Genomic DNA, 26174 nt, shown 5'->3' with positions numbered 1-26174 from the left:
GCTGACAAAATGGAGACCAATACGACAACCAACAGAGTCAGAATAGCTGATCTGAACGAAATTGACCGACGTGGAGCAAGGACAGTTCGCATTCATAATACAGAGATAGCTGTATTCCGTCTGAGCGATGGCAGCGTGCATGCGCTTGAGAATCGTTGTCCGCACAAAGGGGGGCGGTTATCCGAAGGAATGATATGTGGCTCAGCGGTCCATTGTCCGCTCCATGACTGGAAAGTTGACCTTTCCACTGGCCGGGTGCAAGAGCCGGATACTGGATGTGTGACTGCTTACCCCACGGAGATTGATAGTGAGAGCGGGGCGGTTTATATCGTAATCTAAGAGTTCTATACGTATTGTGCTGATGGTTCTGCTTTTTTTCTTCTATATAATAGAAGGATCAAGGTGAAAGGCTTTGTTGAAGAAGTGGTGTTGTTAAAGTGCAATGATCTGAGTATACAGAAAAGTCGACCCTATTTTTTCGGGCGGCTTTTTTATCTTATATGTATGATTTAAATTAAAAAATAGGTTATTGCTAAATCTTAGTCAATGACCTATCTTCTTTTCTTAGGATAACTCGCTTTATCTCTAGACAAATAAAAAAAGCCTTGAGAATCAAGGCTTTTGACGAATAGGACGGATGGGGATCGAACCCATGACCCTTACCCTGTCAAGATAATGCTCTCCCGCTGAGCTACCGTCCTGCGGTTACTAGATAATATCATGTATTAACCATATATGTAAAGTGAAAAAATAGAAGTCAGCCTGTACTTCATGATCATTTATATATATAATTCGAATTTAGCGAGTTTGCAATTTGGAATTAATGATAGGGGGAACAGATGATGGCCGCAGAAATTATAAGTGTAACAACAGAGGAACAGCTACAAGAGGCAATATCGATCCGTACCAAAGTGTTTGTCGAAGAGCAAAAGGTTCCTCTTGATTTAGAAATTGACCATTATGACAAGCTGGGAGATACGGCCCATCATTTGCTAATTTGTGAACATGGTGAAATGGTGGCCACTGGTCGATTGACATACTATGAGGAAGATACAGCTAAAATGCAACGTATTGCCGTTCTCAAGGAGCATCGTGCCGCAGGCTATGGACGTGTATTACTGCTAGCACTGGAGGAACGTGCACGTGAATTGGGGTTAAGATACTCGCTGCTAGATGCCCAATGCCAAGCCGAGAGGTTTTACGAAAAGCTCGGTTATGAGACGATCTCCGATGAACCTTTTGACGATGCGGGAATACCGCATGTACGTATGCGCAAAAAGTTGTAGTCGACAGCGTAAGGTGCATACAAATCTGTACAATGTGCATGCTAGTAAAAGTTCCTCCACTATAATACTATGGATAAGGAGCGATACAGTATGGCTGATACAGAACGAGAGCAAATTACAGCAGTACGTAAAGACGGGGATGGCGACCTTACGTCTTTTCAGACATCTACCGGTCGGGTTTTAGATTATAACCAAGCATTGAACGAGATTGAAGCAGGCTCAATTGCAGGCGTTAACGTTTTCAAGGCCAAGGATGGAAGCAAACGAATTCGTGGAGATGCCGATGGAGATCCATCTAATAACCTGGATCAACTGCCATTGTTCTGACCTTAACTCGCAACATTAGAATACAAGTTCATCATTATATTCAAGAACAGCAAGCCGCCTGGCTATCCTTTGTAGGAAAGCCAGGCGGCTTTTTGTTAATTGTTCAAACTGTATTTAGCATGCTACTCTGCACGTTCCAACTCTGTAAGTTGATATACTCGTTGCTGCTCCAGAAAGGACATGACTCCTGCTTTCTCCCTGAATTGTTCCATATCATCACTATAGTGCATCAGATGAATCCGCTCTTGAAGAGATGGCGCCAAGCTTAGCAGCTCGTCCAACGTCGTATGGACTTCTCCAGCGCCTTGTAATTGAACCTCGTGCAGAATACTCCGACATCCTCGTTCATGCACCAGATGATGAAGCAAATCAGGGTCAAAAATTATATCTGCACTATAAAAAAGGCGGTCATTAATGAATATTGAATAACTGTTTTTACCCGGAATATGCCTTGTAGGGATTAGCTCCACCTGGATACCCGATACTAATGTAGTGGGTACACCAGGCGTTATTACGTTTACCTCGAATACATCTTCAAGCTTGTCAATCATACCTTGCTGTGACATTCCGCCCTTGAGCGTATGTTCCCACAAAGGGTGGATTAGTGGTTCGGCGATATAAAGTAGAGGCTTGCGACGATGGAGAATGTTCATTTGAAAACCGAATTCCTCCAAACCTCCGACATGATCTGCGTGAATATGTGTGATTAAAATTGCGCCAATATCAGGCAAAGGGACGCCCATTTGGTGTAATGCTAAAGAAGCGGTTGTACCGCAATCGATCAGCAGTTTGCCTTCTCCGCTGTCCAGCAGCGCGTTGTTGTTGTAATAATGCTTGGCAAAGGCACTGCCTGTGCCAAGCATTTGTATCGTTAGGCTCATTATGGATTATCCCTCCGGACTTTGTGTACTAGGACATTCTACAGTCGTATTTTATCACCTATGCTGCTGGAACTAAAGATTTGGCTCCTTATGTAAAAACTTTGGACAATTTGTGAAACACAGCGCAACTTGTGCGGCTGAGCTAGGTATAAATGTACGACAGAAGGTTTTAAACAGATAACGATGGAGGGATTAGTAGTGATGAAATGGAGAAAAGTGATGGCCCTAGTGATGGCCTTTTCAATAATGGGAGGGACCGCCATTTCGGCGGAATCCGCCAAGGACCAAGTGCAGTTGATTATTAATGGAGAAGTGTCAAAAGATGGCGCAGTTGTCATTGATGGGAAAACCTATGTGCCCATCCGTGATTTTAACGGACTTGTAAATTTTGATCCATCCGGTGGAAAAGTTGTTTTCGACCAGCCTAACGTGCATATGTTCCTGTTCAAGGGAGATACGGTGTTTGGTAACGTGAATAAAGGCAATAAAGTGAAATTTAATGTATTCAGTCAAATTGATACCTTGAAAACAGATATCTCTGGAGTGAAGGTAGCGATCACCGACCCTTCAGGCAACGTGAAGGATATTCAGTCCCAAGATATCAAAGGAGCGCAAAAGGATAACTTCTGGTTCCGTACGAACGACTTTACGTATGATTTCAAAACAGCAGGGAATTACCGGGTTGGTTTCTACATTAAAGAGAGCAAAGACGGCAGCTATACCCTGGTGTCCGAAAAAGTCATTACAGCGATAAATTAGGCATACCACAAATTGACCTGCACCCTTGATCATGTTACGATACGGGGGAAAATAAAACAATTTGAAGGTAGGTATTTCCATGAGTGATCACAAACATGAACACGGTGAAGCCTGCAACCACGATCATGACCACGAACATGAAGAAATGGTTCTTACGCTAACTGATGAAAATGGTAAAGATGTAGAAATGGTGCTGGTAGAGACCTTTGACGTAGAAGATCACGTTTATGCTCTTCTGCTTGAGCGAGGCAATCCCGAAGCGGATGGCATTATTCTTCGTATGGAAGAAGAAAACGAAGAAATGGTGCTTTACAATATTGAGGACGAAGATGAGTGGAAACGTGTAGAAGCCGCATATAGCGAGCTTGTTGCCCAATACGAATAGAATTGGATGTAGCAGCTGCATAGCTCTTTAAGAAAAAGCCCCCAAATGGGGGCTTTTTTTGTTGGCTATCAACATATTTTGTAAGCATGTGTTGACAGTTCAATATTATGAAATAGCGTCAGTCTCGACGATAACCTTCACCTGATGTACTGTTCGGTCCTCAGGTCCTTTAACAGGCAGGCCTACTTCTACATGATCAACAATATAATCAATATTGTCCTGCGAAATAACTTCTCCTGGCAGTAAGATCGGAATACCAGGTGGATACACATAAATGAATTCTGCAATAATGCGGCCAGCAGATTCCTTGAAAGGCACGATTTCCGTATCTCCATAAAAAGCGTCTCTTGGAATAAGGGAGAGCTGAGGAATATCCGGTATCTTTACAACCAGTTCATGCTCCTGACCTGTGGAATAGTGCAGAGAAGCCAGCTCACGCAGAGCTTTCAACAAAATTTCAATTTCCTCTTTGGTATCACCAGGGGTCACCAAACAGAGAATATTGTACATATCGCTAAGCTCAACCTCGATATTGTAGTGATCTCTCAGCCAATTTTCGACATCGTATCCGGTAAGACCTAAATGACGGATATGAACCGTAATTTTGGTTGGATCATAATCGTAGGTAGCTTCCGTGCCGAGAATTTCACTACCAAAGCAATATAGTCCTTCAATCTTGTTAACCTCTGAGCGGCAATATTCAGCCAAATCAAGGGCTCGTTGTGCTATTTCATGACCGTTAAGTGCTAGGTTGCGTCGGGATGTGTCCAAGGAAGCCAACAGGAGATACGAAGTGGATGTCGTTGTCAGCATACTGAAAATCGTTTGTACACGTTGTGGGTTAACGTATCCGTTTTTCGTATTTACATTCAAGATCGAGCTTTGTGTCAAGGAACCGCCCAGCTTGTGGACACTTGTAGCTGACATGTCTGCTCCCGCCTCCATGGCGGACATCGGTAGATCAGGATGAAAATGAATCAGTACCCCGTGAGCCTCATCGACCAGGACCGGCACATTATAGCTGTGAGCGAGATCTACAATTTCTTTTAAGTCGGCGCACACACCGTAATATGTCGGGTTGATAACAAGGACGCCCTTGGCGTCAGGGTGGCGTTCCAATGCCCGGCGTACGGACTTGGTTGTAACCCCGTGGTGAATACCGAGATTTTCATCACTGACTGGAGAAATGAATACTGGTTTTGCACCAGCAAAGATAATGGCAGACATTATAGATTTGTGTACGTTTCTGGGTACAATAATTTTATCACCTGGCAAGCAAATGGACATAATCATGGTGATGATGGCTCCGCTTGTCCCCTGTACACTGTAGTAAGTATAATCTGCTCCGAAGGCATCTGCTGCAAGCTTTTGGGCTTCTTCGATGACACCTGTTGGTTGATGCAGATCGTCCAATGGAGCGATGTTGATCATATCTATGGAAAAGGCATTATCCCCCATAAATTCGCGAAATTCCGGATCTGCTCCGACTCCCTTTTTATGACCTGGGATGTGAAATTGAACCGGGTTGCTCTGAGCGTGCTTCTTCAAAGCAGTAAAAAGCGGGGTGTTGCTTTGATTCATTAGTGTTGTCACAACCTTTCGTGCAGGATTTCGACAATCCTGTGCAAGTGATAATAGAACAAAATTGAGTATAGCAGTTTGAAGTAGGAATGCAAGCGATTGAGGGCGCATTTATTTGCGAAAGAGTGGAGTAGGCGGAGAACCCGGTCTTTATAGCCAAAAAACGAAGGTGGAGGATGTGGATTAGATGTGGCAAAAAGGACGAAAAGAAGCTCCGCAGCGGCTGTGGACTCCTTTTTTTAGCAAATTGTGGGTTTTGGTATTTCTAGTCGAATTTATGAAAGGATCTCTTCTGGTATCCATCCTTCCGGTATATATGGGAGAAACGCTTGGTTTGTCAGCCGGGATTATTGGTTTAGCCTTTTCACTTCAATATTTTGGAGACAATGCGTTCCGGGCACCGGCGGGCTGGATGGCTGAACGGCTTGGTTACCGTGGAACGATGTCGACCGCACTGTTGTTTACGCTTGTAGCTATTATTATGCTGAGCGTACTGTCAGAGCCCGTGTGGCTCGTCGTCGCGTGTCTGCTGCTCGGTCTGGGTACTTCTCCGCTCTGGCCTTGTGTTATGACCGGAACGACCGAAATGTCCGGGCCTAATAACAGCAATGGCGCGGCGATGGGCACACTGGAAATTGCGTCTATGGGCGGAACGGGATTGGGTCCGCTCATTATGAACTTCGCCATATCCCACTATGGGCATTCTTACGGCATGGTGTTCATGATTTTGATAGGATGCAGTGTTGTATTGTTGTTGGTTGCTCTCATGCTGCCAGGACCGAAAAGGTCTGCTAACAAAGGTGACCTCGAACAGAGCGCTCTAGTGTCGTCTGATGGGCACATAAAGCAGAAGCGGGGAGTTCTGAAAGGAATCCAGGAGACGATTGGCGTGCTCAAAACAAAGCTTAACGTCAATCCGTTAATTTACCCGGCGCTGTTTTTGCAGTCTTTTGTTATCGGTTTAATCAGCCCGGTACTGACGCTATACGCTCGGACGGACCTCGGGATTTCACCAAACCTGTACAGCGTCCTCCTGATTGCAGGCGGTGGGGTGACTGTGCTGGCACTGATCCCTTGCGGCAAGTTGGTCGACCGACTTGGAACGGAGTATTTTCTACATGTTGGTTTTTTGCTAGCCGGAATTACACTGTTTCTCTTTTCAATCGTTCGCTCTATTCCGCTGGTGTTTGTATCCGTAGCGCTTATTGGTTTGGGATATGCGCTCATTTTGCCTGCATGGAACACATTTCTTGCCCGACTGATTCCGGAAAGCGAGCGAGCAACGGTATGGGGCTTTTTTTTAACACTTCAAGGCTCCGGCATGGTTATAGGCCCGCTCGTTTCAGGAGTGCTATGGGACCGTGCCGGACACACAGCACCATTTATCATCAGTGGGGTCGTGATGCTGCTCATGTTTGGCTGCCACCTGGCTCTGGCGCGTAATCCACGCAGGAAGACTGTGGAGGCCTGAACAGCACCTTGAAAAGCGGCGAGGGCTACTCTTTCGAGAAAGACATTCGGTACAGCGGCAGTAAATGCTCAAAGGTAGAACGCACAGCCTGTAATAATGCAGCCCCGTCGCTGGCGAGTGGATCTTCTCGGTCAATACGGATTCCACACATGACCTCCGCTTTTTTTACCTGTTGCAGCTTGTGGATGATCGTTTGAAAATCTTCATTATCCATGTGTTGTTGTTCTGTGCCTTCTGGAGCCATATGATCCATGGACCAGTAAAAATGATCCGGTAGGTTAGAACGTACATCACTCAGGTTGGCTTCGAGCGCCTGGGCAAATGTAGCTTTGTTCGGGCTTTCATAAATAATTGCGAAGATGACGAAAAGATGGGAAGCGAACATGCCTACCTCAAAATGCGGCAGCGCCTTGTATCCGCGCTTGTTTGCCGCCCAGGCAACCCAAGTATCTTTGGGGGGATTGACTTTCCGTCGTGCATGCTTGGCAACGTGAACGTGCATAGGCTCCCCACATAAGTCTGTCAGGAACGGGGCCAATTCCTCGCCAATTGCCTCCAGCTTGGGCCGAACCTGCTGAATCAGCACTTCCATACGAGGCTCCAACCCCGGTATTTCAAAAACATCGAAGTCCTTTGCAGTAAATCCACTAAATGTCATTCCTTTTCCTCCTGTAACTGGGTTAGGCCATGTCGTGTGGCGTAATATGTCCGATTATAGCATAATGCCGCCGGGCGTGGCCGACTTTAGACCAGGTTTGAAACAAGCATATAAGGCAAAAGTAGGATTGTGCGCTGTTACTCATAAAAATAGGTCAAATAACCAAGTACCCTTACATAAAATGAAGTATAAAATAGAGCAAGGGAAGATCAAGCGGGAAAGCCGCAGGCTTGCTGTAGCCGGACTTCTTGAATCGGACTTGAAAAAGGAGGGAATGCCGTGAACAAGGGCTGTGAGGTAGAATATTGCAATCTAGAGCTCCGGTTTAGCCGTCGGCATATCCATAATCTGATCAAGGATTTGATATCGGAAGGGTATTCGCTGTACTGGAGCGAGGATGAGTCGTACCTGGTTTTGTCGGTGAGAACCGGGCGCAAGCTGGTGAAGCTCCGTTTTCAACAGCTGCGCACAGGACACTACAAGTTGGCTGGAGATTATGTAATCCGCGATGCCAAGCTGGCTGAGTGGTTGGAGAAGCTGATTGGAAGCACCCGAGGTCATGCCATTGTCAAAAGAGTTAAGGATCATCATATTTTAGTAGAAAATATTTTGTTCGGTGAGGTTATTCGTCTGGTCGAGGTTACAGGCTTTAAGCAGCGTGTCATTTATCAGAAAGGACCGGTGCTGTCCGCACAGGAAATGGAGGATATGTACGCTTCCAATGAAGGGGAAACCCGGCTGCTGCTGCTCAAAATGGAAGTAGACGATGAATTGGAGAAACTGTTCACAGCGATGACAGCGGGAGATACAGCTAAAATCGGGAATTGCCATGAACGCCTGCAAACGCTATCCCACCAACTGTTGATGATGGAAGTGTAATACATCTGAACACCTCATGAAAATGGGGTGTTTTGATCTGTGAATAGACAGGGGTTCACTTCTGACACCAAAAACGTTAAAATAGAAGTGCACGTGTTCCGATTCACATAAAGTGTAATGCGGTAAAGCGGCGATGTAGAAGACAAAATATGTTGCAAAGGATGAGGAACCAGATGGCAAAACAGCAAATTGGTGTGATCGGCCTGGCGGTAATGGGTAAGAATTTAGCCCTTAATATTGAGAGCAGAGGCTTCACCGTCTCGGTTTTTAATCGCTCTCCAGAAAAAACGCACGATCTTATCAAAGAAGCAGAAGGTAAAAAACTGACGGGTACTTTCTCTATTGAAGAATTTGTGAACTCATTGGAGTCACCCCGTAAAATCCTGATCATGGTTCAAGCTGGTAAAGCTACAGATGCCACGATTGAACAGCTTGTGCCTCATCTGGACAAGGGCGACATTATTATAGACGGAGGCAATGCCTACTTCCCTGATACACAGCGCCGCAGCAAGGAGCTGGAGGAAAAAGGACTTCGCTTTATTGGTACAGGCGTATCCGGTGGTGAAGAAGGTGCCTTGAATGGTCCTGCTATTATGCCAGGTGGACAAGAAAGTGCCTATAAACTGGTAGAGCCGATTCTGACGGCAATCTCTGCCAAAGTGGAAGGCGACCCATGCTGTACATATATCGGTCCCGACGGTGCTGGTCACTATGTAAAAATGGTGCATAACGGTATCGAGTACGGCGACATGCAATTGATCGGTGAAGCTTATCACCTGTTAAAATCAGTCCTGAACGTGAATGCGGAAGAGCTTCATGAAATCTTCACGGAATGGAATAAAGGGGAACTGGACAGCTACCTGATCGAAATTACAGCTGACATCTTCTCCCAATACGATGCTGAAACAGGCAAGCCAATGGTAGACGTTATCTTGGATGCTGCTGGTCAAAAAGGTACAGGTAAATGGACAAGCCAAAGCGCTTTGGATCTGGGTGTGCCATTGTCCATGATTACCGAATCCGTATTCTCCCGCTTCTTGTCTGCTATGAAAGACGAGCGCATTGCGGCAAGCAAAGTGCTGAGCGGTCCTAATGCTGAGTCCTTCAGTGGCGACAAAAAAGAATTTATCGAAAGCGTACGTAAAGCACTGTTTGCAAGTAAAATTGTGTCCTATGCTCAAGGTTTCGCTCAAATGCGTGCAGCTTCCGATGAATATGATTGGGATTTGAAATACGGAAAAATCGCTATGATCTTCCGCGGCGGTTGCATTATCCGCTCGCAATTCCTGCAAAACATCAAGGATGCATATGACCGCGACCCTGCCTTGAAAAACCTGTTACTGGATTCTTACTTCAAAAATGTAGTTGAAACGTATCAAGATGCATGGCGTCAAGTGATTTCCGTAGCTGTATCTCAAGGTATTCCAGTGCCTGGCTTCTCCAGCGCGCTTGCATACTATGACAGCTACCGGACTGAGCGTTTGCCAGCAAATCTGCTGCAAGCACAACGTGACTACTTTGGTGCCCATACGTTCAAACGTGTGGACAAAGAAGGCGTATTCCATCATCAATGGTTCTAATGAACGGACGGATATGCATGAATAGCATTATGTAATACAACGGAAGCTTTTTTGCCCTATGGGTAGAAGAAGCTTCCGTTTTTTAATTTTTAATTATGGATATCATTCTAGGGTAGTAGAGGATTGTGTAATCTTTTGAGGCTATGGTATGATAGGGACAGAACGTTTTAATGCATTACCGCGTCTAAGCTTTGAGTTAAAACAAAAGAGACGGGAAGTTCCCGTCTCTTTTGTTAAGTAGGTTTTCTATTGCTCCTGTGCCCATTGCAGCATGCCGCCGGTCATGTTAGTACAGCCTTCATAACCTAGCTGCTGTAGATATTCGCAGGCTCGTTCACTGCGATAACCGCTCCGGCAAATAAAGATAATTTCACCGGTGCGTTCAATTTCTTCAAGACGACCCGGAAGTTGTCCGAGCGGAATGTGCTTGGCACCTTCAATCATGCCTTCCGCTACTTCTTCCGCTTCGCGGACGTCGATTAATTGCAATTGCTCTCCTGCTTGCAGACGTGCGCGCAACTCAGAAGGTTCAATCAGGGCGATTTGCGTCATGGCCGGACCTCTTTTCTGATAAATAATGGGTGCTGCGTATGTTTTTGATGTGTGCAAAATGTCACACATACTCTATGTATGATAGCTAAGCTATCTCTAGGCTGTCAATTGGCTTAATCCTAAAGGCAGGTATAGATTAATTAACCGACGGGATTCACTCGGGCGACCTAGATTAATATTTCTTATTTTTTGGGTGGAGAAATGAATGCTACAACTTGTATAATTAACGTAAAATAGGATGGTTTGAACCGAAAAGGAGCATGTACATTATGGATGTTATCGTTAGACCTACCCCTTCCTTGCAAGGAGAGATTGGGGCCCTATCCTCCAAAAACTACACTACCCGTTATCTGCTCACTGCGGCACTTGCTGAGGGACAAAGTACCATTTATTATCCAGCCCATAGTGAAGACAGTGATGCTATGCGTCGTTGTATCGCCGATCTGGGTGCAGTACTGGAAGAGGATGATGAAAAAATAGTTATTACAGGTTTTGGTAGCCATCCTCAAGCTGTGAAGGAATTGAATGTGGGAAACGCAGGAGCGGTGCTCCGTTTTTTGATGGGTATTGCATCTCTATGTCCGGATGTTACATTTGTTAATACATATCCCGACTCATTGGGTAAGAGACCACATGATGATCTAATCGATGCACTGGGGCAACTGGGTGTGGAAGTAGATCATCGTGAAGGTAAGTTGCCAATTCGTATTCAGGGTGGTCAGGCGAAGGGCGGTAAAATTCAGGTGTCCGGCTCGGTTAGCTCACAATATTTGAGCGCCTTGCTATTCCTTACGCCTTTACTGGAGGAAGACAGTGAAATCGAAGTGCTGCATGACTTGAAATCCAAGGTGGTCATTGGGCAGACCCTGGAGGTATTGCAAGAGGCTGGTATTATCATTCATGCAAGCGATGATTACATGTCTTTCCGTGTCCCGGGGCGGCAATCCTATCAGCCACGTACGTATACTGTACAGGGAGACTATCCAGGGAGTGCAGCGGTGCTAGCGGCTGCTGCAGTAACGAATTCTGATGTTACCATTCATCGTCTTAAAGAGCAGAGCAAACAGGGAGAACGCGCTATCGTAGATGTGCTGCGCATGATGGAAGTGCCACTGACACACGAGAACGATACCGTTGTCGTGAAGGGCAATGGCCGATTGAAAGCTGTCGAGTTTGACGGTGATGCTGCAACAGACGCTGTGCTTGCAATGGTGGCTGCGGCTGTATTTGCTGAAGGCACGTCCCGCTTTTATAACGTGGAGAATTTACGGTATAAGGAATGTGACCGCATTACCGATTATTTGAATGAGCTGACCAAGGCTGGAGCTCGGGTAGAAGAACGCCAAGCGGAAATTATCGTACATGGCAGACCGGAGGGTGTCGAAGGTGGCGTGGAAATTAACGCGCATTTTGATCACCGTGTTATTATGGCCTTGACGATTGTAGGTTTGCGTTCACAGAAGCCGTTAGTGATCAAGGATGCACATCATGTCGCCAAATCGTATCCGCAGTATTTTGATCATCTAACGACGCTTGGTGCTTCTGTAGAATGGGTAAAATAAAAGCAAACGAAGATGCGAATAGGAGGGAACAGGATGGCTTTTGAAAATCCGTCGAGAGAAGAGATTAAAACCATTTTGGAACAAGTAGGCAATATTGCGGTTGTAGGTTTGTCTGATAAATCAGATCGAACCTCTTATATGGTTTCTTATGCCATGCAGAAGCGGGGATACCGGATTATTCCGGTTAACCCTGCGGCGGCAGGGCAAACGATTCTTGGGGAGACTTGTTATGCCAGTCTTGCTGAAGTACCTGAGCCTGTGGAGCTGGTCAATGTATTCCGCCGCAGTGAATACTGTGCAGAGGTTGCGCGTGAAGCAGCAGCTATTGGAGCTAAGATTTTATGGCTTCAACAGGGGATTATAAGCCAGGAAGCCGCTGACATTGCGCAGGAGCATGGAATGACGGTTATTATGGATCGTTGCATTAAGGTGGAGGACTCAGTGACCCAGGCTGTACGTAAAGGATAAACAAGGATCAGTGACCCGTGCTATACGCACATGAAAACCTTCTTCCCTTGCTTCACAGGGTTGAAGGTTTTTGGTGCGAAATGAGGAATATGGTAAAGTATATTATACTTTTAGCAATCCATATAATGTATGTATGCCTGATGATGAAAATGGTCTAGACGGATTCATAGTGTTATCTGTTGTGGTGATAAAGTTTTTTGACCTGTAGAAGTGTAAATAAATATTTTGGCAGATGGAATCATTGCTTTGACAAAAGTATTTATTCGGCTTACCATCAGGGATAGAAAGGAGAGGAATGCCATGAATTGGCTCGGATCCTTACAACAGCTCGGTCGTGCTGTCATGCTCCCGACGATGGTGCTACCAGCCGCTGCAATATTGCTAAGTCTCGGCAGCCTTCCTTGGTCCACATGGGGATTCCCTATGGTGTCTGATATGGCAAATGCGGCGGGACATGGGATTTTTTATTTTTTGCCATATTTATTTGCGGTTGGTGTTGCACTGGGGATGTCGAATCAGGCAGGTCAGGCGGGACTGGCAGCATTAGCTGGTATGGCTATATATGATCAGGTCACATTGAGATTTGGAAACGGACTCATTCAACCGGCGACGCTCATTGGTATCATTTTGGGGGTCATTTCAGGGGTGGCTTATAATCGCTTCAAAAGCATCAAATTGCCCGAGGTGCTTCAGTTTTTTGGGGGTACCCGATTTGTTCTGCTGCTTATTGGCCTCTTCTCGGCTGTGTTTGCAGGACTCATGCTAATTATTGCCCCACTCATACAGAGAGGGCTGCAATTTATAGTAGGTCTGGAATCGAGCTTGGGCGGCTTTGGACTGTTTATCTACGGTATTCTATATCGGTTGCTGGCGGCCTTTGGTCTGCACCATCTGCTTAATAATATTTTTTGGTTTCAACTGGGTACATATAAAACGCCGTCTGGCAACGTTGTGCAGGGAGATTTACCCCGGTTTTTTGCTGGCGATCCGACAGCGGGCTATTTCATGTCCGGGTTGTTCCCCATTATGATGTTTGCGATCCCTGCCATTGCGCTGGCGATCATTCAGGAAGCACGTGAAGATTTGAAGCCAAAGGTGCAAAAAACATTTTTGACGGCTGCGCTTGTCTGCTTTTTTACCGGAGTGTCGGAACAGATCGAGTTCGCCTTTTTGTTTGCAGCACCTTATTTGTTCCTCGTTCATGCGGTTATGTCTGGGCTGGCCATGTGGCTTACCTTTGAGCTGGATATTCATCACGGATTTTCCTATTCGGCGGGTTTTATAGATTATGTCCTTAATTTTCATCTCTCACATAACGCCTGGTTGTTAATTCCAGTGGGAGTGGCGTATGGGCTTGTGTATTATGTACTGTTTCGATGGGCTATCCGGCGGTTCCGTATTCCAACTCCTGGGCGCGAGGAAGGTTCGGTTCTGGAGGATTGGGCCGGCAATATTCCTTATAGTGCTCCGCTTATTTTGGAAGCACTTGGCGGGAAGGAAAATATTGTGCAGGTGGAGGCCTGCATCACACGTTTGCGGCTGACCGTCCACAATGACAGACTGATCGATACCGGAGCGATGAAGGCTTTGGGATCGGCCGGGCTTATCAATCTGGGTGGAGGTAATTTGCAGGTTGTATTCGGAACGTATTCAGAACTGATTCGTGAGGAAATCGCGAAGCTGATGGAGCGTGATCTCCCTCAAATTTTGTTCAACGCTCCTGTACATGGAAAAATGCTCCCGATTCATGAAGTGCCTGACAAAATTTTTGCGACGAAGCTGGTCGGGGACGGTGTTGCTTTTGTTCCTGAACGTGGTGAACTTGTGTCTCCAGTGTATGGTACTGTGATGCACTTGTATCCGACTATGCACGCTTTAGGCATCTCCACACGAGAGGGACTTGAGGTTCTGCTCCACATAGGGATTGATACTTCACAGCTAAAAGGAAATTTTACTGCTATGGTAGAAGCAGGCGATACGGTGGAACCGGGGCAATTGCTGATCAAATTTGATTTGCAGGCGCTGCGCGAGCAAGCTCCATCGCTGGTGACTCCTATGGTCATCACGAATCCGGATCGCGTCAAGTCGTGGAGCTTTGCTCCGTTTAAAACAGTGAAAAAAGGTCAGGCCTCGGTAATGTCCGTTGTGCTGCATGACAGGAATGTTGGAGGGGTAGAAACATGATAGAAGGCATCGGCGCCGCAGCAGGTGTGGCAATCGGGAAGGCATTTGTCCTGCCGAGCTGGGAGTGGGATTTACCTGATCAAAAAATGGATGCGGTAGATCTTGCAAAGGAATTTGAACGGTTGTATGAAGGGATACGCACATCCAAAAGTGAGATCCAGTTTATTAAGGATGAGTTTCGAGAGATGGTGGGGCCGGAGGAATCCAGCATTTTTGATGCTCATCTTGCGATATTGGAAGATCCAGAATTCATGAATGAAATTCGCGGAATTATTGAGCGTCAGTATAAGGCGGCCGAGGTGGCCGTGAAGGAAGCCATTGATCATTTTGTAACAATGTTTGATTTACTGGATGATGAATATATGAAGGAGCGGGCAATTGATATCAAAGATGTGGGAAACCGGCTGCTCAAGCATTTGCTGGGTGCACCGGAAGTGACTCTTCCCAAGGATACACAGCCCTATATTCTGGTAGCCAAGGAGCTCTCACCCTCCCAATCGGCACACTTGAATCCTAGCTATGTTTTAGGGATTGTAACTATGAATGGTGGTAAAACATCACATTCTGCGATCATGGCCCGCGCACTTGGTATTCCACTCGTTTCAGGACTGGAGAGCAATCTGAATTTGCCCGTTCAAACGGGAGATATGATGGTTGTGGACGGAGACCTGGGCAAAGTTTATGTGAATCCGGAAAAAACGGTAACTGATCATTATAAAATTTTGCGTGACGAGCAGCGACGCAGAAAAGAGCAGCTTCAGGTACTTGCTTCTGTAGATGCCGTGACCAAGGATGGAACCACCCTGAGGCTGGCGGCCAATATTAGTTCGATTAAAGAGCTGGAGGCAGCTTTGAAGCATGGCGCTCAAGGTGTGGGACTGTTCCGCACGGAGTTTTTATACATGGATCGCAAATCTGCTCCAGATGAAGAGGAGCAGTATGAAGTATATCGGCTGATAGCGGAAAAGGCAGGAAACCACTCTGTAGTCATCCGTACATTGGATATCGGTGGAGATAAGCCGTTGGACTATCTTCAACTACCAGAGGAAGAAAATCCTTTTCTAGGTTACCGTGCTATACGGATCAGTCTGGATTGGAAGGAATTGTTTAAAACCCAGTTGACTGCAATTTTAAGAGCCAGTGCAACGGGAAATATCAAGGTAATGTATCCGATGATCTCATCCGTGGAGGAGGTCCGCCAGGCAGATGCTCTTTTGAAGGAGGCTATGGCGGATTTGGATGCAAGAGGGCTTGCCTATAATCCAAACATTCAGCGAGGAATTATGATTGAGGTACCGGCTGCAGCGATGATCGCTGATCTATTGGCAGCTGAAACAGATTTTTTTAGTATCGGAACGAATGATCTGGTTCAGTATGTGCTGGCTGTAGACCGTATGAATGAGCAGATTGCACATATGTACCATCCATACCATCCAGCTGTACTTCGAATGCTGCGCATGACTGCACAAGCGGCACATCAAGCAGGAATTGATGTGAGTGTATGTGGTGAGATGGCTGGAGATGAACGTTCCGTTCCTCTTTGGCTGGAACTGGGGATACATCAACTCAGCATGTCTCCCCAATCTTTGTTGCGGGTCAAGCATCGTGTGCTGAATACGACTGCATCTGAGGCAACGACAGTCGCTCAGGTTTGCTTTGGCATGTCCACTGGTGCAGCGATCGAAGACAAGCTGACTGCAGCTAATGTCAGCTGCACTCCGGCCGGGCCTGGACGGCAGTAATATATAATGTCCGCAAAGCTTTGCACAGCCAACACCCCGTATTGTTGAGCTTGTCGTAGCAAACCTTAAGGCGTAGCACGGCTTGGACGAAAAAGAACCTTCAAAACCACTTATTCATGGTTTTGAAGGTTCTTTTTTTCATCTTGTTGACAGCCTCTTGAGATTACGGAAAATTAACTTAATCTCTTATTTCCGGGTGTTATCTGCTAACAAATCGCAGAACGCTTTTCCGTAAGGTGGAAGATCAGGCGGCCGACGAGCAGATACAATATGTCCGTCCGTCACAACTGCCTCATCCTTCCAAATAGCTCCTGCATTCTCCATATCATCACGAATACCTGGTGTGGAGGTTACCGTAACACCATCCAAAATTTTAGCAGAAATCAGTACCCAGCCTGCATGGCAGATTTGTCCAATCGGCTTATGAGCAGCATGAAACTCCTGTACGAGTTGAATTACCTTGGGATAGCGGCGCAGTTTATCAGGTGCCCAACCGCCAGGGACGAGAATCCCGTCATAATCACTGCTATTCAGTTCCTCAAAGGCATATTCCGCTTCAGCAGGTACGCCATATTTTCCAATATATTTTTTACCTTTTTCCGCACCGGCTAAATGCACTTCTGCGCCTTCTTCACGAACACGGTAAATCGGATACCACAGCTCCAGATCCTCGAATTCCTCATCCACCAGGGCGATAACCTTTTTTCCGGCAAGTCTTGACATCCAACCATCCTTTCGTGCGTCACATGATGACACCTCTGTTTTGTAATCTGTACTTTTACATCTTAAGAAAAAGAACGCTCGAAGTCCATTCCTTCGCAGATTCTTATGTTAGCAGTCTGCTCTTTGACAGCAATTGTCGTCATTTTCTGACCCGCCAAAGCTTTGGTAATTTGTTCATAGCTGCAATCTGTGGAAGGATTTGAGGTCCCAAAGTCGAAATAAAACAAGGTATGATAGATTTAATGGAGTTAACAATTATTTATTAGACTAGTAGATAGATATATTTGGATTCTGATGAGATCCTCGTATAGTTTGATCCTACGTAATGAGGTGGTTAAATGCAGAAGCAATGTCAATGTGGCAAACCGATGGGACTGGAACTGCGAAAGGTAATCTATGCGGGCAAGGTTGAAATTTTGCACGTCCCTGTATTCTCATGCTCGTCATGCTTTTCCAGTGAGGTTTTGCAGCATGTGACGAAGGACATTAAGGCACTATTACAAAGTCTAGGGAGCAAACCTACGGCACGGAGAATATCTTTTGCTCGCAACAATGAACTGGCAGAAATAATTCGCAAGCTTGTATTGGAGGAAGCGGACAATCCCAATGTGGATTGGCAATCTGCTTTGGAGGAGCGCATGGAGCTTCGAATTAATCTCTTACTGGATCTTTATCGCTATGCGAGAAGTCTGGGAGACGAAGATTGGATGAATGATGTAGAGAAAAAATTGGTTCAATTATCCGGTTTTACCAGTGAATCGGTATTTACGAATACAAAAAACTAAAAAATATGAAAATTTTCATGGTCACCATTGGATTTTACATGTTCTTTTTGTTACGATGTGAATAGGCCATACGACAAGACACAGAAAGGAATGTATATCCAATGGCGACGATGACAAAAATGACTACTGTTCAACAATTAAATACGGCTCTGGAAGCGTCATCAGACAAGCCGTTGCTTCTCTTTAAACATAGCACACGTTGTCCGATAAGTGCAGGCGCATATCAGGAAGTGGAGTCCTATTTGCATGGCGCTCCCAACGAAAATATTGAATACGGTATCATTTATGTAGTAGAAGATCGGCCGGTGTCCAATGAAACCGCGGACAGGCTTCAGGTGAAGCATGAATCCCCGCAGGCCATTTTAATCAAGGGCGGAGAGGCTGTTTGGCATACATCCCATTCGAATATTACAGCCCGTGCACTCCACGATCATCTCACATAGATAGAATGTGTGCTGTCGTTGCATAAAGTAGTATTTTGTCGTATCATGGTTCTAATTAGTTGATCTAGGATTCGGTTGAAAATTTATTGGCAATGGAGAGAAGGAATGTGACGGTAACGATCTATGATGTAGCTCGCGAAGCTGGTGTCTCAATGGCCACAGTGTCCCGCGTAGTTAACAATAATCCTAATGTGAAACCTCAGACCCGCAAGAAAGTGTACGAAGCGATTGAACAATTGGGATATCGCCCAAATGCGGTCGCTAGAGGTCTGGCCAGCAAGAAGACAACGACCGTCGGCGTGGTTATACCCGATATATCGAACTCAATTTTTGCAGAAATTGCGCGCGGTATTGAGGATATAGCGAATATGTATCACTATAATATTATTTTGTGTAATGCCGACAAGCGAAAAGAAAAAGAGATTCGTGTCATCAACACATTGCTTGAAAAGCAAGTGGATGGTCTTCTGTTCATGGGTGGTACAGTAACGGACGAGCATATTCAGGCGTTCCATACAGCTGCGGTCCCTATCGTTCTATGTGCAACGAGTGATGAAAAAGGAAGCTATCCTTCGGTCGATATCGACCATGAAGCCGCTGCTTTTGATGCAGTAAACACGTTGATCCGCCATGGACACCGTCAAATCGCAATGATCAGTGGTACGCTTCAAGACCCTGCAAACGGCTATGCACGTTTCCAAGGTTACAAGAGAGCACTGGAAACAGCCGGAATTGATTATCAGGAGGATCTCGTGCGAATCGGGAACTACCGTTATGAATCCGGTGTCGAAGCAATGAAATATTTTCTCGGCCTGAAGAAGAAGCCAAGTGCGATTTTTGCTGCTACGGATGAAATGGCAATTGGTGCGATCCACAGTATTCAGGATGAGGGATTGAAAGTTCCTGATGATTTTTCGGTAATCAGTGTTGACAATATTCGTATGGCCTCTATGGTTCGTCCTCAGCTGACAACCGTCGCGCAACCGATGTACGATTTGGGTGCGGTAGCGATGCGTTTGCTGACCAAGCTGATGAAAAAGGAAAACGTGGAGAACCCTCGCGTTATTTTGCCGCATGAAACTATTTTGCGGTTGTCAGTTAATTATTTAGACTAGATGCAGTGCTGAATAGGATATACCTTCGATGAAAGCTCCTTTGATGGAGCTTTTTTCGCGGATATAAAGCTTCTTATGGACATCATCATCAAACCAAGAATAGAGGGATGCGTAATGAGCCGACTTTACGGATTAATGGGTGCTATGGATGAAGAAATTGAATTGCTGCTGGCAGCGATGACGGAAGCGAGCAAGACGGTCAAGGCTGGAATCACGTACACTACAGGAATCATTCACGGACAAAGAGTCGTTGTCTGCAAATCCGGTGTAGGCAAGGTTAATGCTGCGGTAACAACACAAATCCTGATTGATCATTTTGGTGTAGAACAGATTATATTTACGGGAGTGGCAGGGGCAGTTCATCCCGATTTAAACATTGGGGATATTGTCATCTCATCAACATGTATGCAGCATGATATGGATGTAACGCCTTTGGGTTATGCCAGAGGGGTCATTCCTTATCAGGACACCTCAGAGTTTGTGGCTGATCCCGAGCTTGCAAGTCTAGCTGAGCAAGCCTGCAAATCGTTTGGCGATCGGTATATTGTCGGCAAGGTACTTTCTGGCGATCAATTTGTTGCAAATCGTGAGTTAGTGACTGCATTGCATCAGGAAATGGACGGTGCTTGTACCGAAATGGAGGGTGCAGCTGTGGCTCAGACAGCTCATATGAACGCTGTGCCTTATGTTGTCCTACGATCTATGTCAGATAAGGCTGATGGATCGGCTCACGTTAATTATGCTGAATTTACGGTAGAGGCTTCACATCGTTCGCATCGTATTGTGGAGTTCATGCTCAAGCATTTGGGATAAGGGTATAATTTTTTAATACATGAATCTTCGGACAAACCGGATATGGTCAAACTGCTCCTGTGATGCGAGGGGCACATCCGTTCCCATTCGTACCATCAGACAGTTGGCAGGATGTGAGCATATTTCAGGATCATCCGTGGCGTACCAAACCATATCTACAGTTTTCATCAGACGTTCCATCATGCGGCGGTATTCCCATACGGAGAGACCGCTGCCTTTTAAATCCCAATGCCAATAGTATTCGGTGGTAAAAATAATATAGGATTCAAGTTGTCTGTCCTCAAAGGCAATCCGAATCATTCGGCTACCCAGGCCCAGACCACGATAGTCATCGGCTACCTCAACAGCTCCAAGTTCCAGTAAATCCTTCATGCCAGCTTCCGACCAGCGCTCCATCTCATCTGGGTAATGAAAAGTAACATATCCCAGAAGGGTTTCCCCGTTGTGGGCAATGATAATTCTGCCTTCAGGCAGTTCTGAAATATCCACCAACGCGTCGAACTGTTCCTTTGGTTTGCGAAAGGCATCTAATTGCTTGTGCATTTGAAATGAACGCAGTTGATCCGCGGATACGGGGCCTTCTACATAGATTGTTTGTCCGTTATGATCCAGCGTGTCCAAGTGGTACAGTTTTAAATGCTGCATGTGTACGCCCTCCTTGTTCGCCATGAGCTCGTTCCTCATATCCCCTACTTATAGCAAAAAAACAATTAAATGAAAAGGATGGTCGTCACATCCTGACCTATGATATACTGTTTTAGACATAAAATGTTCACAATTAAGTGCTTAAATCAACCAGTACACCAAAGGACTTCATCTGCTTTATTGATTTTGTAAGCGTTATCTTGTTCTGTGTGATTCTCATTAATCCATTGTGAGGAGGCTTAACGCATGAAGATTGAAGAACTCCAGACTGTAGTTCCCACATCCAACATGGGCCCGTATGAACAAGCTTACAACAACTTTCAGTGGGAGGATGCAGAGCGTCATTTTACGTGGTATGAAACAGGCAAGGTCAATATGGCACATGAAGCCATTGATCGACATGTACAGGAAGGACGAGGTGAGAAAGCGGCACTATTGTATTGTGACGCAAACCGTCACGAAACCTACACCTTCTCTCAGCTTCGTGCTAGTTCTAACAGGTTCGGAAATGTGCTGCGGAAATACGGTATTGGTAAAGGGGAGCGGGTGTTTATTTTCATGCCACGTTCACCCGAGCTGGTTATTAGTTTACTTGGTGTTCTAAAGGTAGGAGCTGTTGTCGGTCCATTGTTTGAGGCGTTTATGGAAACTGCGGTTAAGGATCGATTGGAGGATAGTGGGGCGGTGGCATTAGTGACCACACCTGCGCTTCTGTCACGGGTAAAACGTGAGGAGCTTCCTGAGCTGCGACATATTTTTGTGGTTGGTGATATGGATGCACGCGAGCAGGGGATTATCGATTTCGAGACAGAAATGCTTATGTCCTCAGAGGAACTTGAGCCAGAATGGTTGAATCGTGAAGATGGATTAATTATTCACTATACATCAGGCTCAACAGGCAAGCCCAAAGGCGTGTATCATGTGCAAAATGCGATGATTCAGCATTACTATACTGGCAAAATGGTGCTGGATTTGCGGGAAGATGATGTGTATTGGTGTACTGCTGATCCTGGCTGGGTCACGGGAACATCATACGGTATTTTTGCTCCATGGCTAAATGGAGCGACGAATGTCATTCGTGGGGGGCGTTTCAGCCCGGAAGACTGGTACCGCACGATTGAGCGTCACGAAGTGACCATATGGTATAGTGCTCCTACAGCGTTTCGGATGCTGATGAGCGCAGGGGAGCAGGTTGTTTCCAAATATGATCTTAGCAGTCTGCGGCATGTATTATCCGTTGGGGAACCGTTGAATCCAGAAGTGGTGCGATGGGGATGGCAAGTGTATACACAGCGCATTCATGATACTTGGTGGATGACGGAAACAGGAGCACAGTTGATCTGTAATTACCCTGAGCTGCCAATTAAGCCGGGTTCGATGGGAAAGCCACTCCCAGGTATTCAGGCTGCTATTTTGGACGACAGAGGGCAGGTGTTGCCTCCTGACCGGATGGGCCACTTGGCGATCCGTACACCATGGCCATCCATGATGAATCGTATATGGAACAATCCGAACAAGTTTCAGGAATATTTCCGCTTTCCCGGTTGGTATGTATCGGGTGATTCAGCTTACATGGATGAGGACGGATATTTCTGGTTTCAGGGTAGGATTGATGATGTCATTAACTCCTCCGGGGAGCGAATTGGCCCTTTTGAGGTGGAGAGCAAGCTTCTGGAGCATCCTGCAGTAGCGGAAGCCGGAGTCATTGGAAAACCAGATACCGTGCGGGGAGAGATTATCAAGGCTTTTGTTGCACTGCGTGAAGGCTATGCACCGTCTGAAGCTTTACAGCAGGACATCTATCGCTTCGTTAAGGAAGGGCTGTCTGCTCATGCTGCTCCACGCGAAATTGAGTTTAAGGAAAAGCTACCCAAAACCCGTTCCGGTAAAATTATGAGACGCGTGTTGAAAGCCTGGGAGCTTAACCTTCCTACAGGTGACTTATCTACCATAGAGGATTGAAGTGCTGTGCATATTAGAATTAAAAAAGGGAGTCTCCAAAGCCTTAATGGCTAAGGGGACTCCCTTTTTGATAGGGTGAATCTCATATTCACCCTATCACTTTCTGCTTTGTCTTCTGTTATGGACGGACGGCTCCGGAAGGAGCCGATTCCCCCATGGCATTCATGGAAGTGACACGAAACCAGCCTTTTGGCTTTTTCCCCGACTTATATTCAAAGCTGGGAGATGCGGTAGAGCCTATGTTTGTAAAAGGCTCCGCACCGCTTTCGCTGTAATACACGTTATAGCCTGTAATAGCGTCCGCAGACTTACCTGCGCTCCATTGGAGCGCTACGGATGAGCCAGCGGCTTTAGCTTGAGGCTGTCCAGGGGCAGTAGGAACCTCTGTAGGCTGTGCACCTGTTCCATCTCCCTCGCCCGGAACGTCTGGAGACTCAGAATCTGCAGGTGGCACCACAGGTGCTGCGCTTGCTTTCGTGCTTGGCCCAGACTCATGGCCGCCTACATCAACGGCGGTCACGTAGTAGCTGGAGCTGCTGCCCCCAGGGCTGTCAGAGAACACCTTGGAGCCGTCAGCCATAACAACCTTGCCAAGCCGTTGGAAGCTGCCCCCATCTGTAGAACGATACAGACGGTATCCTACGACGTCGCTGTTTCCGCTTGGGCTAAAGCTGATTATGGCTTTGCCGTCACTATAGCTTACGTTGACGCTAGATGGAGCGTTAGGGGCTGCTCCATCGTCCTTGCGTGGATCAATCTGAGTAGGAGCTTCCTTATCTGCATCCTGAGGCAGATAGTAGGACAACGAATTATGTCGTCTCATCACCTTGAAGGCTTGCTGAAGCTCTTTAATCAATTCTGAGATGGGCTTTTCCCGTTTTCTAACGGTCCGTTCATATAACATATCATCCGGTGTACCATCGCGTGGAATATAATTCACACCTTGGTAGGTAATATATTTCGCACGGCTCACACCATTTTCACTGTTTTTAGGTGGATACTTACTGTTATAAATGTCCGAACCATACGCGGATGCTGTGCGGCTTACAATGCCGTCAGGTCTCTTGAAGCTGTCCGTTTGGAACAGCTGGGCATCTTTAGCTGTTACTTCATTCATGATTAGAGCCCATAAGCGACGAGCCCGCTCTTTTTGGACTTTCGTTTCAAGCTTATTGACAGGTTGCTTGTAACCAACCCATACACCCAGCGTGACGTCAGGCGTAAAGCCCTCGAACCAAACATCAGTGTAGGATTGCGTAGTGCCTGTCTTGCCGGCAATCGGAATCTTGCCGGATTGATCAAAGTTCCGCTTCACCAGTCTGCCTGTGCCTTCCGACACGGCTGTACGCAACATATCCGTCATCAGGTAGGCGGTTTGCGGTGAGAAGGCCTGCACAGGATTAGCCTGATGCTTATATACAATATTGCCTTGCGAATCCACAATCTTTTCGATCATATAGGCGTCATTAAACACACCGCCATTTGGAATGGCTCCATATGCATTCGTGAGTTCCTCGACAGTCACCCCATGGGCCAAGCCGCCAAGTACACCCGTTTGAGCGTTGTTATCACTGGATTCCAAGGTGGTGATACCCAGTTTTTTAGCAAAAGCCCAAGCGTTGCTAATCCCTACTTTTTCGTTAAACAGCTTGAGTGCTATCGTATTTAGCGATTGATTCAGTGCATAACGCGCCGTAACCAATCCTTGATAGCGGTTGTTAGCATTTTTCGGAATGTGATATCCATTACTGCCATCTTTCAAAATAATAGGGGCATCATCCACGATACTACCAGGCTGCACAAGACCGCTGTCCAATGCAGGGAGATAGGCAGCAATCGGTTTCATTGCCGAACCTGGCTGACGTACCATCTGCGTGGCATAATTCATCTGCTCCTTTTGGAAGTCCCGACCTTCCATCATTCCAAGAATGGCGCCTGTTTTATGCTGAATCAGAATAGCCGCTGCTTGTTCGTCACCCTTGGTTTTACTAGTGGCAGAGAAGTTGTTTTTATTTTCTGCAATTTGACGCATAGATTTGTAGACGCTCTTATCAATGGTGGTGTACACCATATAACCGCCTGTGCGAAGCTGCTGTTCAGCTTCTTTGAGTAAATCGTTATCGTCCTTGGTCTTGGCATCTGCACTGGCATTAGCTGCTTGACCCGGATTGGTGACAGACATGAGTGCCTGCGCAGCCTGTCGTTCTGTTTCCATCATAAGGTATGGATAGGTGTTATAAGCTTTAACAGTGCGTGGTGCGAGAGATTTTTTGATATCAAAAGCCATCGCTTCATCATACTGTGCTTTATTGATTTTGTTCTCCTCCAGCATTCGACTGAGCACCAGGTGCTGGCGGTTGATGGCTCTTTTAAAGCCAGCTTCATTAAACTCGCCCTTACCGTTGTAAGCAGAATAAGAAGAAGGAAGCTGTGGCAAACCTGCCAGATAGGCGGCCTGGGCTACATTAATCTCGTTCAGATCATTCTCATTAAAAATACCTTTGGCCGCTGCTTTAATGCCAAAGACGTTGTAACCGCTTGAACCGTTACCAAAAGGTACTTTATTGAGATAGGCCGTAATAATTTGCTGCTTGCTCAGGAAGCGCTCAAGGCGCAGAGACAGCAAAATTTCTTTGACCTTGCGGTCATCCGTGCGATCGAGATTTAGAAAGACACGACGCGCAAGCTGCTGGGTGAGGGTACTCCCCCCGGTTTGTACGGATTCATGCAGCGCCTTTTGCTTCACAGCACGCAGCGTTCCCGACAAATCGACACCTTTATGCTCATAAAAATGATTATCTTCAATGGCAATGACTGCGTCAATGACGAGTTGTGGAATCTCCTTAAACGTGACAGGTCTTCGATCTTCTTCTGTCCGAAGTTGTCCGATGGGAGAGCCATCATTGAAATAAGCGAAGCCTGTAATTGCATTCTTATCTACTTCCTGTAGGATCATGGATCTGGAACGCACGGGTTCGCTTTTTACAATAGAAGCGACATATCCAGCGGCGGCCCCCCCTGCAAATAGTGCCCCCATAAAACCGATGATGATGACCCACTTTATGACACGGCCGAGCCTTCGCATGGTTGTCCTCAAGCGGGAAGGCTTTGGCGCTGATACATTGTTTTTTTCTTCAACCATTAAGTCTTCCTCCTTTATAACAGCCATTATTATAGCATAAAATTACAAAATGAACCCATATGCTAAAAAGCCTGTCTTTTGGTGTCGTTGACTACATAAAAGCAGTGTGTTATAAATAGGTCAAAGTAAATATCGTGAAAAGCAGAGAAAGACTTCAGTAGAAGGCGGATTCACGTTGTACAGAGAGCCGATGGGTGGTGTGAATCGGTAGCGTCCCTCCTTTGAATTACC

The 26174-nt window shown here is 46.2% G+C and carries 24 protein-coding genes, 1 tRNA gene and 1 other annotated feature (1 of these 26 cut by a window edge); of the genes, 17 read left to right on the top strand and 8 right to left on the bottom strand.

The window, feature by feature from the left end:
- The first annotated feature begins 9 nt into the window (after window positions 1-9).
- Window positions 10-339 (top strand): nitrite reductase small subunit NirD, encoded by a 330-nt coding sequence (nirD, locus tag MKX30_RS04385; protein WP_025724005.1) that lies wholly within the window; start codon window positions 10-12, stop codon window positions 337-339.
- A gap of 290 nt (window positions 340-629) precedes the next feature.
- On the opposite strand, the gene MKX30_RS04380 is transcribed toward nirD, so the two are convergent.
- A tRNA-Val gene (locus tag MKX30_RS04380) sits at window positions 630-701 on the bottom strand.
- A 141-nt stretch (window positions 702-842) separates the two neighbouring features.
- Between MKX30_RS04380 and MKX30_RS04375 the strand changes: the two genes are divergently transcribed.
- Window positions 843-1286 (top strand): GNAT family N-acetyltransferase, encoded by a 444-nt coding sequence (locus MKX30_RS04375; protein WP_023989346.1) that lies wholly within the window; start codon window positions 843-845, stop codon window positions 1284-1286.
- Between the two features lie 90 nt (window positions 1287-1376).
- Window positions 1377-1613, top strand: coding sequence for a DUF3892 domain-containing protein (locus MKX30_RS04370; RefSeq protein WP_023989345.1), 237 nt, complete (start codon window positions 1377-1379; stop codon window positions 1611-1613).
- Between the two features lie 122 nt (window positions 1614-1735).
- Here MKX30_RS04370 and MKX30_RS04365 read toward each other — a convergent pair whose 3' ends face one another.
- Window positions 1736-2494, bottom strand: coding sequence for an MBL fold metallo-hydrolase (locus MKX30_RS04365; RefSeq protein ID WP_341062469.1), 759 nt, complete (start codon window positions 2492-2494; stop codon window positions 1736-1738).
- Between the two features lie 201 nt (window positions 2495-2695).
- Here MKX30_RS04365 and MKX30_RS04360 point away from each other — a divergent pair, with 201 nt between their 5' ends.
- Window positions 2696-3253, top strand: coding sequence for a hypothetical protein (locus tag MKX30_RS04360; protein WP_023989343.1), 558 nt, complete (start codon window positions 2696-2698; stop codon window positions 3251-3253).
- 79 nt (window positions 3254-3332) lie between these two features.
- Complete coding sequence (locus MKX30_RS04355) at window positions 3333-3638, top strand: DUF1292 domain-containing protein (protein ID WP_007431055.1); 306 nt, start codon at window positions 3333-3335, stop codon at window positions 3636-3638.
- Between the two features lie 105 nt (window positions 3639-3743).
- Here MKX30_RS04355 and MKX30_RS04350 read toward each other — a convergent pair whose 3' ends face one another.
- Window positions 3744-5219, bottom strand: coding sequence for an aminotransferase class I/II-fold pyridoxal phosphate-dependent enzyme (locus MKX30_RS04350; RefSeq protein ID WP_013310938.1), 1476 nt, complete (start codon window positions 5217-5219; stop codon window positions 3744-3746).
- A gap of 187 nt (window positions 5220-5406) precedes the next feature.
- Between MKX30_RS04350 and MKX30_RS04345 the strand changes: the two genes are divergently transcribed.
- Window positions 5407-6690 (top strand): MFS transporter, encoded by a 1284-nt coding sequence (locus MKX30_RS04345; protein WP_023989342.1) that lies wholly within the window; start codon window positions 5407-5409, stop codon window positions 6688-6690.
- Between the two features lie 25 nt (window positions 6691-6715).
- On the opposite strand, the gene MKX30_RS04340 is transcribed toward MKX30_RS04345, so the two are convergent.
- On the bottom strand, window positions 6716-7348 hold the full coding sequence (locus tag MKX30_RS04340) for a YktB family protein (RefSeq protein ID WP_025724011.1): 633 nt from the start codon (window positions 7346-7348) through the stop codon (window positions 6716-6718).
- 279 nt (window positions 7349-7627) lie between these two features.
- Between MKX30_RS04340 and MKX30_RS04335 the strand changes: the two genes are divergently transcribed.
- Both MKX30_RS04335 and gndA read left to right on the top strand, forming a co-directional pair.
- Window positions 7628-8227 carry a hypothetical protein gene (locus tag MKX30_RS04335; protein ID WP_339200343.1) on the top strand — a complete coding sequence of 200 codons (600 nt, stop codon included), beginning with the start codon at window positions 7628-7630 and terminating at the stop codon, window positions 8225-8227.
- Window positions 8228-8400: 173 nt separating this feature from the next.
- Complete coding sequence (gndA, locus tag MKX30_RS04330; RefSeq protein ID WP_013310934.1) at window positions 8401-9807, top strand: NADP-dependent phosphogluconate dehydrogenase; 1407 nt, start codon at window positions 8401-8403, stop codon at window positions 9805-9807.
- Between the two features lie 246 nt (window positions 9808-10053).
- On the opposite strand, the gene MKX30_RS04325 is transcribed toward gndA, so the two are convergent.
- Window positions 10054-10359 (bottom strand): rhodanese-like domain-containing protein, encoded by a 306-nt coding sequence (locus MKX30_RS04325; RefSeq protein ID WP_160790156.1) that lies wholly within the window; start codon window positions 10357-10359, stop codon window positions 10054-10056.
- 269 nt (window positions 10360-10628) lie between these two features.
- Here MKX30_RS04325 and aroA point away from each other — a divergent pair, with 269 nt between their 5' ends.
- From aroA to ptsP, 4 genes are all read left to right on the top strand, one after another.
- Window positions 10629-11921, top strand: coding sequence for a 3-phosphoshikimate 1-carboxyvinyltransferase (gene aroA, locus MKX30_RS04320; RefSeq protein WP_264453599.1), 1293 nt, complete (start codon window positions 10629-10631; stop codon window positions 11919-11921).
- A gap of 33 nt (window positions 11922-11954) precedes the next feature.
- Complete coding sequence (locus tag MKX30_RS04315) at window positions 11955-12389, top strand: CoA-binding protein (RefSeq protein WP_013310932.1); 435 nt, start codon at window positions 11955-11957, stop codon at window positions 12387-12389.
- 300 nt (window positions 12390-12689) lie between these two features.
- Window positions 12690-14573 (top strand): glucose PTS transporter subunit IIA, encoded by a 1884-nt coding sequence (locus MKX30_RS04310; RefSeq protein ID WP_023989337.1) that lies wholly within the window; start codon window positions 12690-12692, stop codon window positions 14571-14573.
- A complete protein-coding gene (gene ptsP, locus MKX30_RS04305; protein ID WP_023989336.1) occupies window positions 14570-16315 on the top strand; it encodes a phosphoenolpyruvate--protein phosphotransferase in 1746 nt (581 codons plus the stop codon). The genes MKX30_RS04310 and ptsP overlap by 4 nt, the downstream gene beginning before the upstream one ends.
- A 186-nt stretch (window positions 16316-16501) precedes the next feature.
- On the opposite strand, the gene MKX30_RS04300 is transcribed toward ptsP, so the two are convergent.
- Window positions 16502-17038 carry a type 1 glutamine amidotransferase domain-containing protein gene (locus MKX30_RS04300; protein WP_023989335.1) on the bottom strand — a complete coding sequence of 179 codons (537 nt, stop codon included), beginning with the start codon at window positions 17036-17038 and terminating at the stop codon, window positions 16502-16504.
- 338 nt (window positions 17039-17376) lie between these two features.
- Here MKX30_RS04300 and MKX30_RS04295 point away from each other — a divergent pair, with 338 nt between their 5' ends.
- From MKX30_RS04295 to MKX30_RS04280, 4 genes are all read left to right on the top strand, one after another.
- On the top strand, window positions 17377-17823 hold the full coding sequence (locus MKX30_RS04295) for a hypothetical protein (RefSeq protein ID WP_023989334.1): 447 nt from the start codon (window positions 17377-17379) through the stop codon (window positions 17821-17823).
- Between the two features lie 101 nt (window positions 17824-17924).
- Entirely contained in the window at window positions 17925-18266 is a 342-nt protein-coding gene (gene ytxJ / locus MKX30_RS04290) for a bacillithiol system redox-active protein YtxJ (RefSeq protein WP_013310927.1), read from the top strand.
- 107 nt (window positions 18267-18373) lie between these two features.
- Window positions 18374-19381: a catabolite control protein A gene (ccpA, locus tag MKX30_RS04285; RefSeq protein ID WP_023989333.1), complete on the top strand. Its 1008-nt coding sequence runs from the start codon at window positions 18374-18376 to the stop codon at window positions 19379-19381.
- Between the two features lie 114 nt (window positions 19382-19495).
- A complete protein-coding gene (locus MKX30_RS04280; protein ID WP_068941485.1) occupies window positions 19496-20194 on the top strand; it encodes a 5'-methylthioadenosine/adenosylhomocysteine nucleosidase in 699 nt (232 codons plus the stop codon).
- Between the two features lie 12 nt (window positions 20195-20206).
- Here MKX30_RS04280 and MKX30_RS04275 read toward each other — a convergent pair whose 3' ends face one another.
- Window positions 20207-20839 (bottom strand): GNAT family N-acetyltransferase, encoded by a 633-nt coding sequence (locus MKX30_RS04275; RefSeq protein WP_069080014.1) that lies wholly within the window; start codon window positions 20837-20839, stop codon window positions 20207-20209.
- Window positions 20840-21085: 246 nt separating this feature from the next.
- On the opposite strand from MKX30_RS04275, the gene acsA reads away from it, so the two are divergent.
- On the top strand, window positions 21086-22801 hold the full coding sequence (acsA, locus tag MKX30_RS04270) for an acetate--CoA ligase (RefSeq protein WP_028540545.1): 1716 nt from the start codon (window positions 21086-21088) through the stop codon (window positions 22799-22801).
- 118 nt (window positions 22802-22919) lie between these two features.
- On the opposite strand, the gene MKX30_RS04265 is transcribed toward acsA, so the two are convergent.
- Window positions 22920-25943: a penicillin-binding protein 1A gene (locus MKX30_RS04265; protein ID WP_069080013.1), complete on the bottom strand. Its 3024-nt coding sequence runs from the start codon at window positions 25941-25943 to the stop codon at window positions 22920-22922.
- A gap of 135 nt (window positions 25944-26078) precedes the next feature.
- Window positions 26079-26174 (top strand) — a binding site (T-box leader); it runs 171 nt beyond the window's last position.

Origin of the sequence: Paenibacillus sp. FSL P2-0173, assembly GCF_038008045.1 — a bacterium.
Lineage (GTDB): Bacteria > Bacillota > Bacilli > Paenibacillales > Paenibacillaceae > Paenibacillus > Paenibacillus polymyxa_B.
The sequence above is the reverse complement of the archived record's forward strand: the minus strand, read 5'-3'. Positions and strand labels throughout refer to the sequence as shown.

Bases quoted from the DNA above. Each gene is read 5' to 3' on its own strand.
- nirD (WP_025724005.1), top strand. From the start codon at position 10: ATGGAGACCAATACGACAACCAACAGAGTCAGAATAGCTGATCTGAAC.
- MKX30_RS04375 (WP_023989346.1), top strand. From the start codon at position 843: ATGGCCGCAGAAATTATAAGTGTAACAACAGAGGAACAGCTACAAGAG.
- MKX30_RS04370 (WP_023989345.1), top strand. From the start codon at position 1,377: ATGGCTGATACAGAACGAGAGCAAATTACAGCAGTACGTAAAGACGGG.
- MKX30_RS04365 (WP_341062469.1), bottom strand. From the start codon at position 2,494: ATGAGCCTAACGATACAAATGCTTGGCACAGGCAGTGCCTTTGCCAAG.
- MKX30_RS04360 (WP_023989343.1), top strand. From the start codon at position 2,696: ATGAAATGGAGAAAAGTGATGGCCCTAGTGATGGCCTTTTCAATAATG.
- MKX30_RS04355 (WP_007431055.1), top strand. From the start codon at position 3,333: ATGAGTGATCACAAACATGAACACGGTGAAGCCTGCAACCACGATCAT.
- MKX30_RS04350 (WP_013310938.1), bottom strand. From the start codon at position 5,219: ATGAATCAAAGCAACACCCCGCTTTTTACTGCTTTGAAGAAGCACGCT.
- MKX30_RS04345 (WP_023989342.1), top strand. From the start codon at position 5,407: ATGTGGCAAAAAGGACGAAAAGAAGCTCCGCAGCGGCTGTGGACTCCT.
- MKX30_RS04340 (WP_025724011.1), bottom strand. From the start codon at position 7,348: ATGACATTTAGTGGATTTACTGCAAAGGACTTCGATGTTTTTGAAATA.
- gndA (WP_013310934.1), top strand. From the start codon at position 8,401: ATGGCAAAACAGCAAATTGGTGTGATCGGCCTGGCGGTAATGGGTAAG.
- MKX30_RS04325 (WP_160790156.1), bottom strand. From the start codon at position 10,359: ATGACGCAAATCGCCCTGATTGAACCTTCTGAGTTGCGCGCACGTCTG.
- aroA (WP_264453599.1), top strand. From the start codon at position 10,629: ATGGATGTTATCGTTAGACCTACCCCTTCCTTGCAAGGAGAGATTGGG.
- MKX30_RS04315 (WP_013310932.1), top strand. From the start codon at position 11,955: ATGGCTTTTGAAAATCCGTCGAGAGAAGAGATTAAAACCATTTTGGAA.
- MKX30_RS04310 (WP_023989337.1), top strand. From the start codon at position 12,690: ATGAATTGGCTCGGATCCTTACAACAGCTCGGTCGTGCTGTCATGCTC.
- ptsP (WP_023989336.1), top strand. From the start codon at position 14,570: ATGATAGAAGGCATCGGCGCCGCAGCAGGTGTGGCAATCGGGAAGGCA.
- MKX30_RS04300 (WP_023989335.1), bottom strand. From the start codon at position 17,038: ATGTCAAGACTTGCCGGAAAAAAGGTTATCGCCCTGGTGGATGAGGAA.
- MKX30_RS04295 (WP_023989334.1), top strand. From the start codon at position 17,377: ATGCAGAAGCAATGTCAATGTGGCAAACCGATGGGACTGGAACTGCGA.
- ytxJ (WP_013310927.1), top strand. From the start codon at position 17,925: ATGGCGACGATGACAAAAATGACTACTGTTCAACAATTAAATACGGCT.
- MKX30_RS04280 (WP_068941485.1), top strand. From the start codon at position 19,496: ATGAGCCGACTTTACGGATTAATGGGTGCTATGGATGAAGAAATTGAA.
- MKX30_RS04275 (WP_069080014.1), bottom strand. From the start codon at position 20,839: ATGCAGCATTTAAAACTGTACCACTTGGACACGCTGGATCATAACGGA.
- acsA (WP_028540545.1), top strand. From the start codon at position 21,086: ATGAAGATTGAAGAACTCCAGACTGTAGTTCCCACATCCAACATGGGC.
- MKX30_RS04265 (WP_069080013.1), bottom strand. From the start codon at position 25,943: ATGGTTGAAGAAAAAAACAATGTATCAGCGCCAAAGCCTTCCCGCTTG.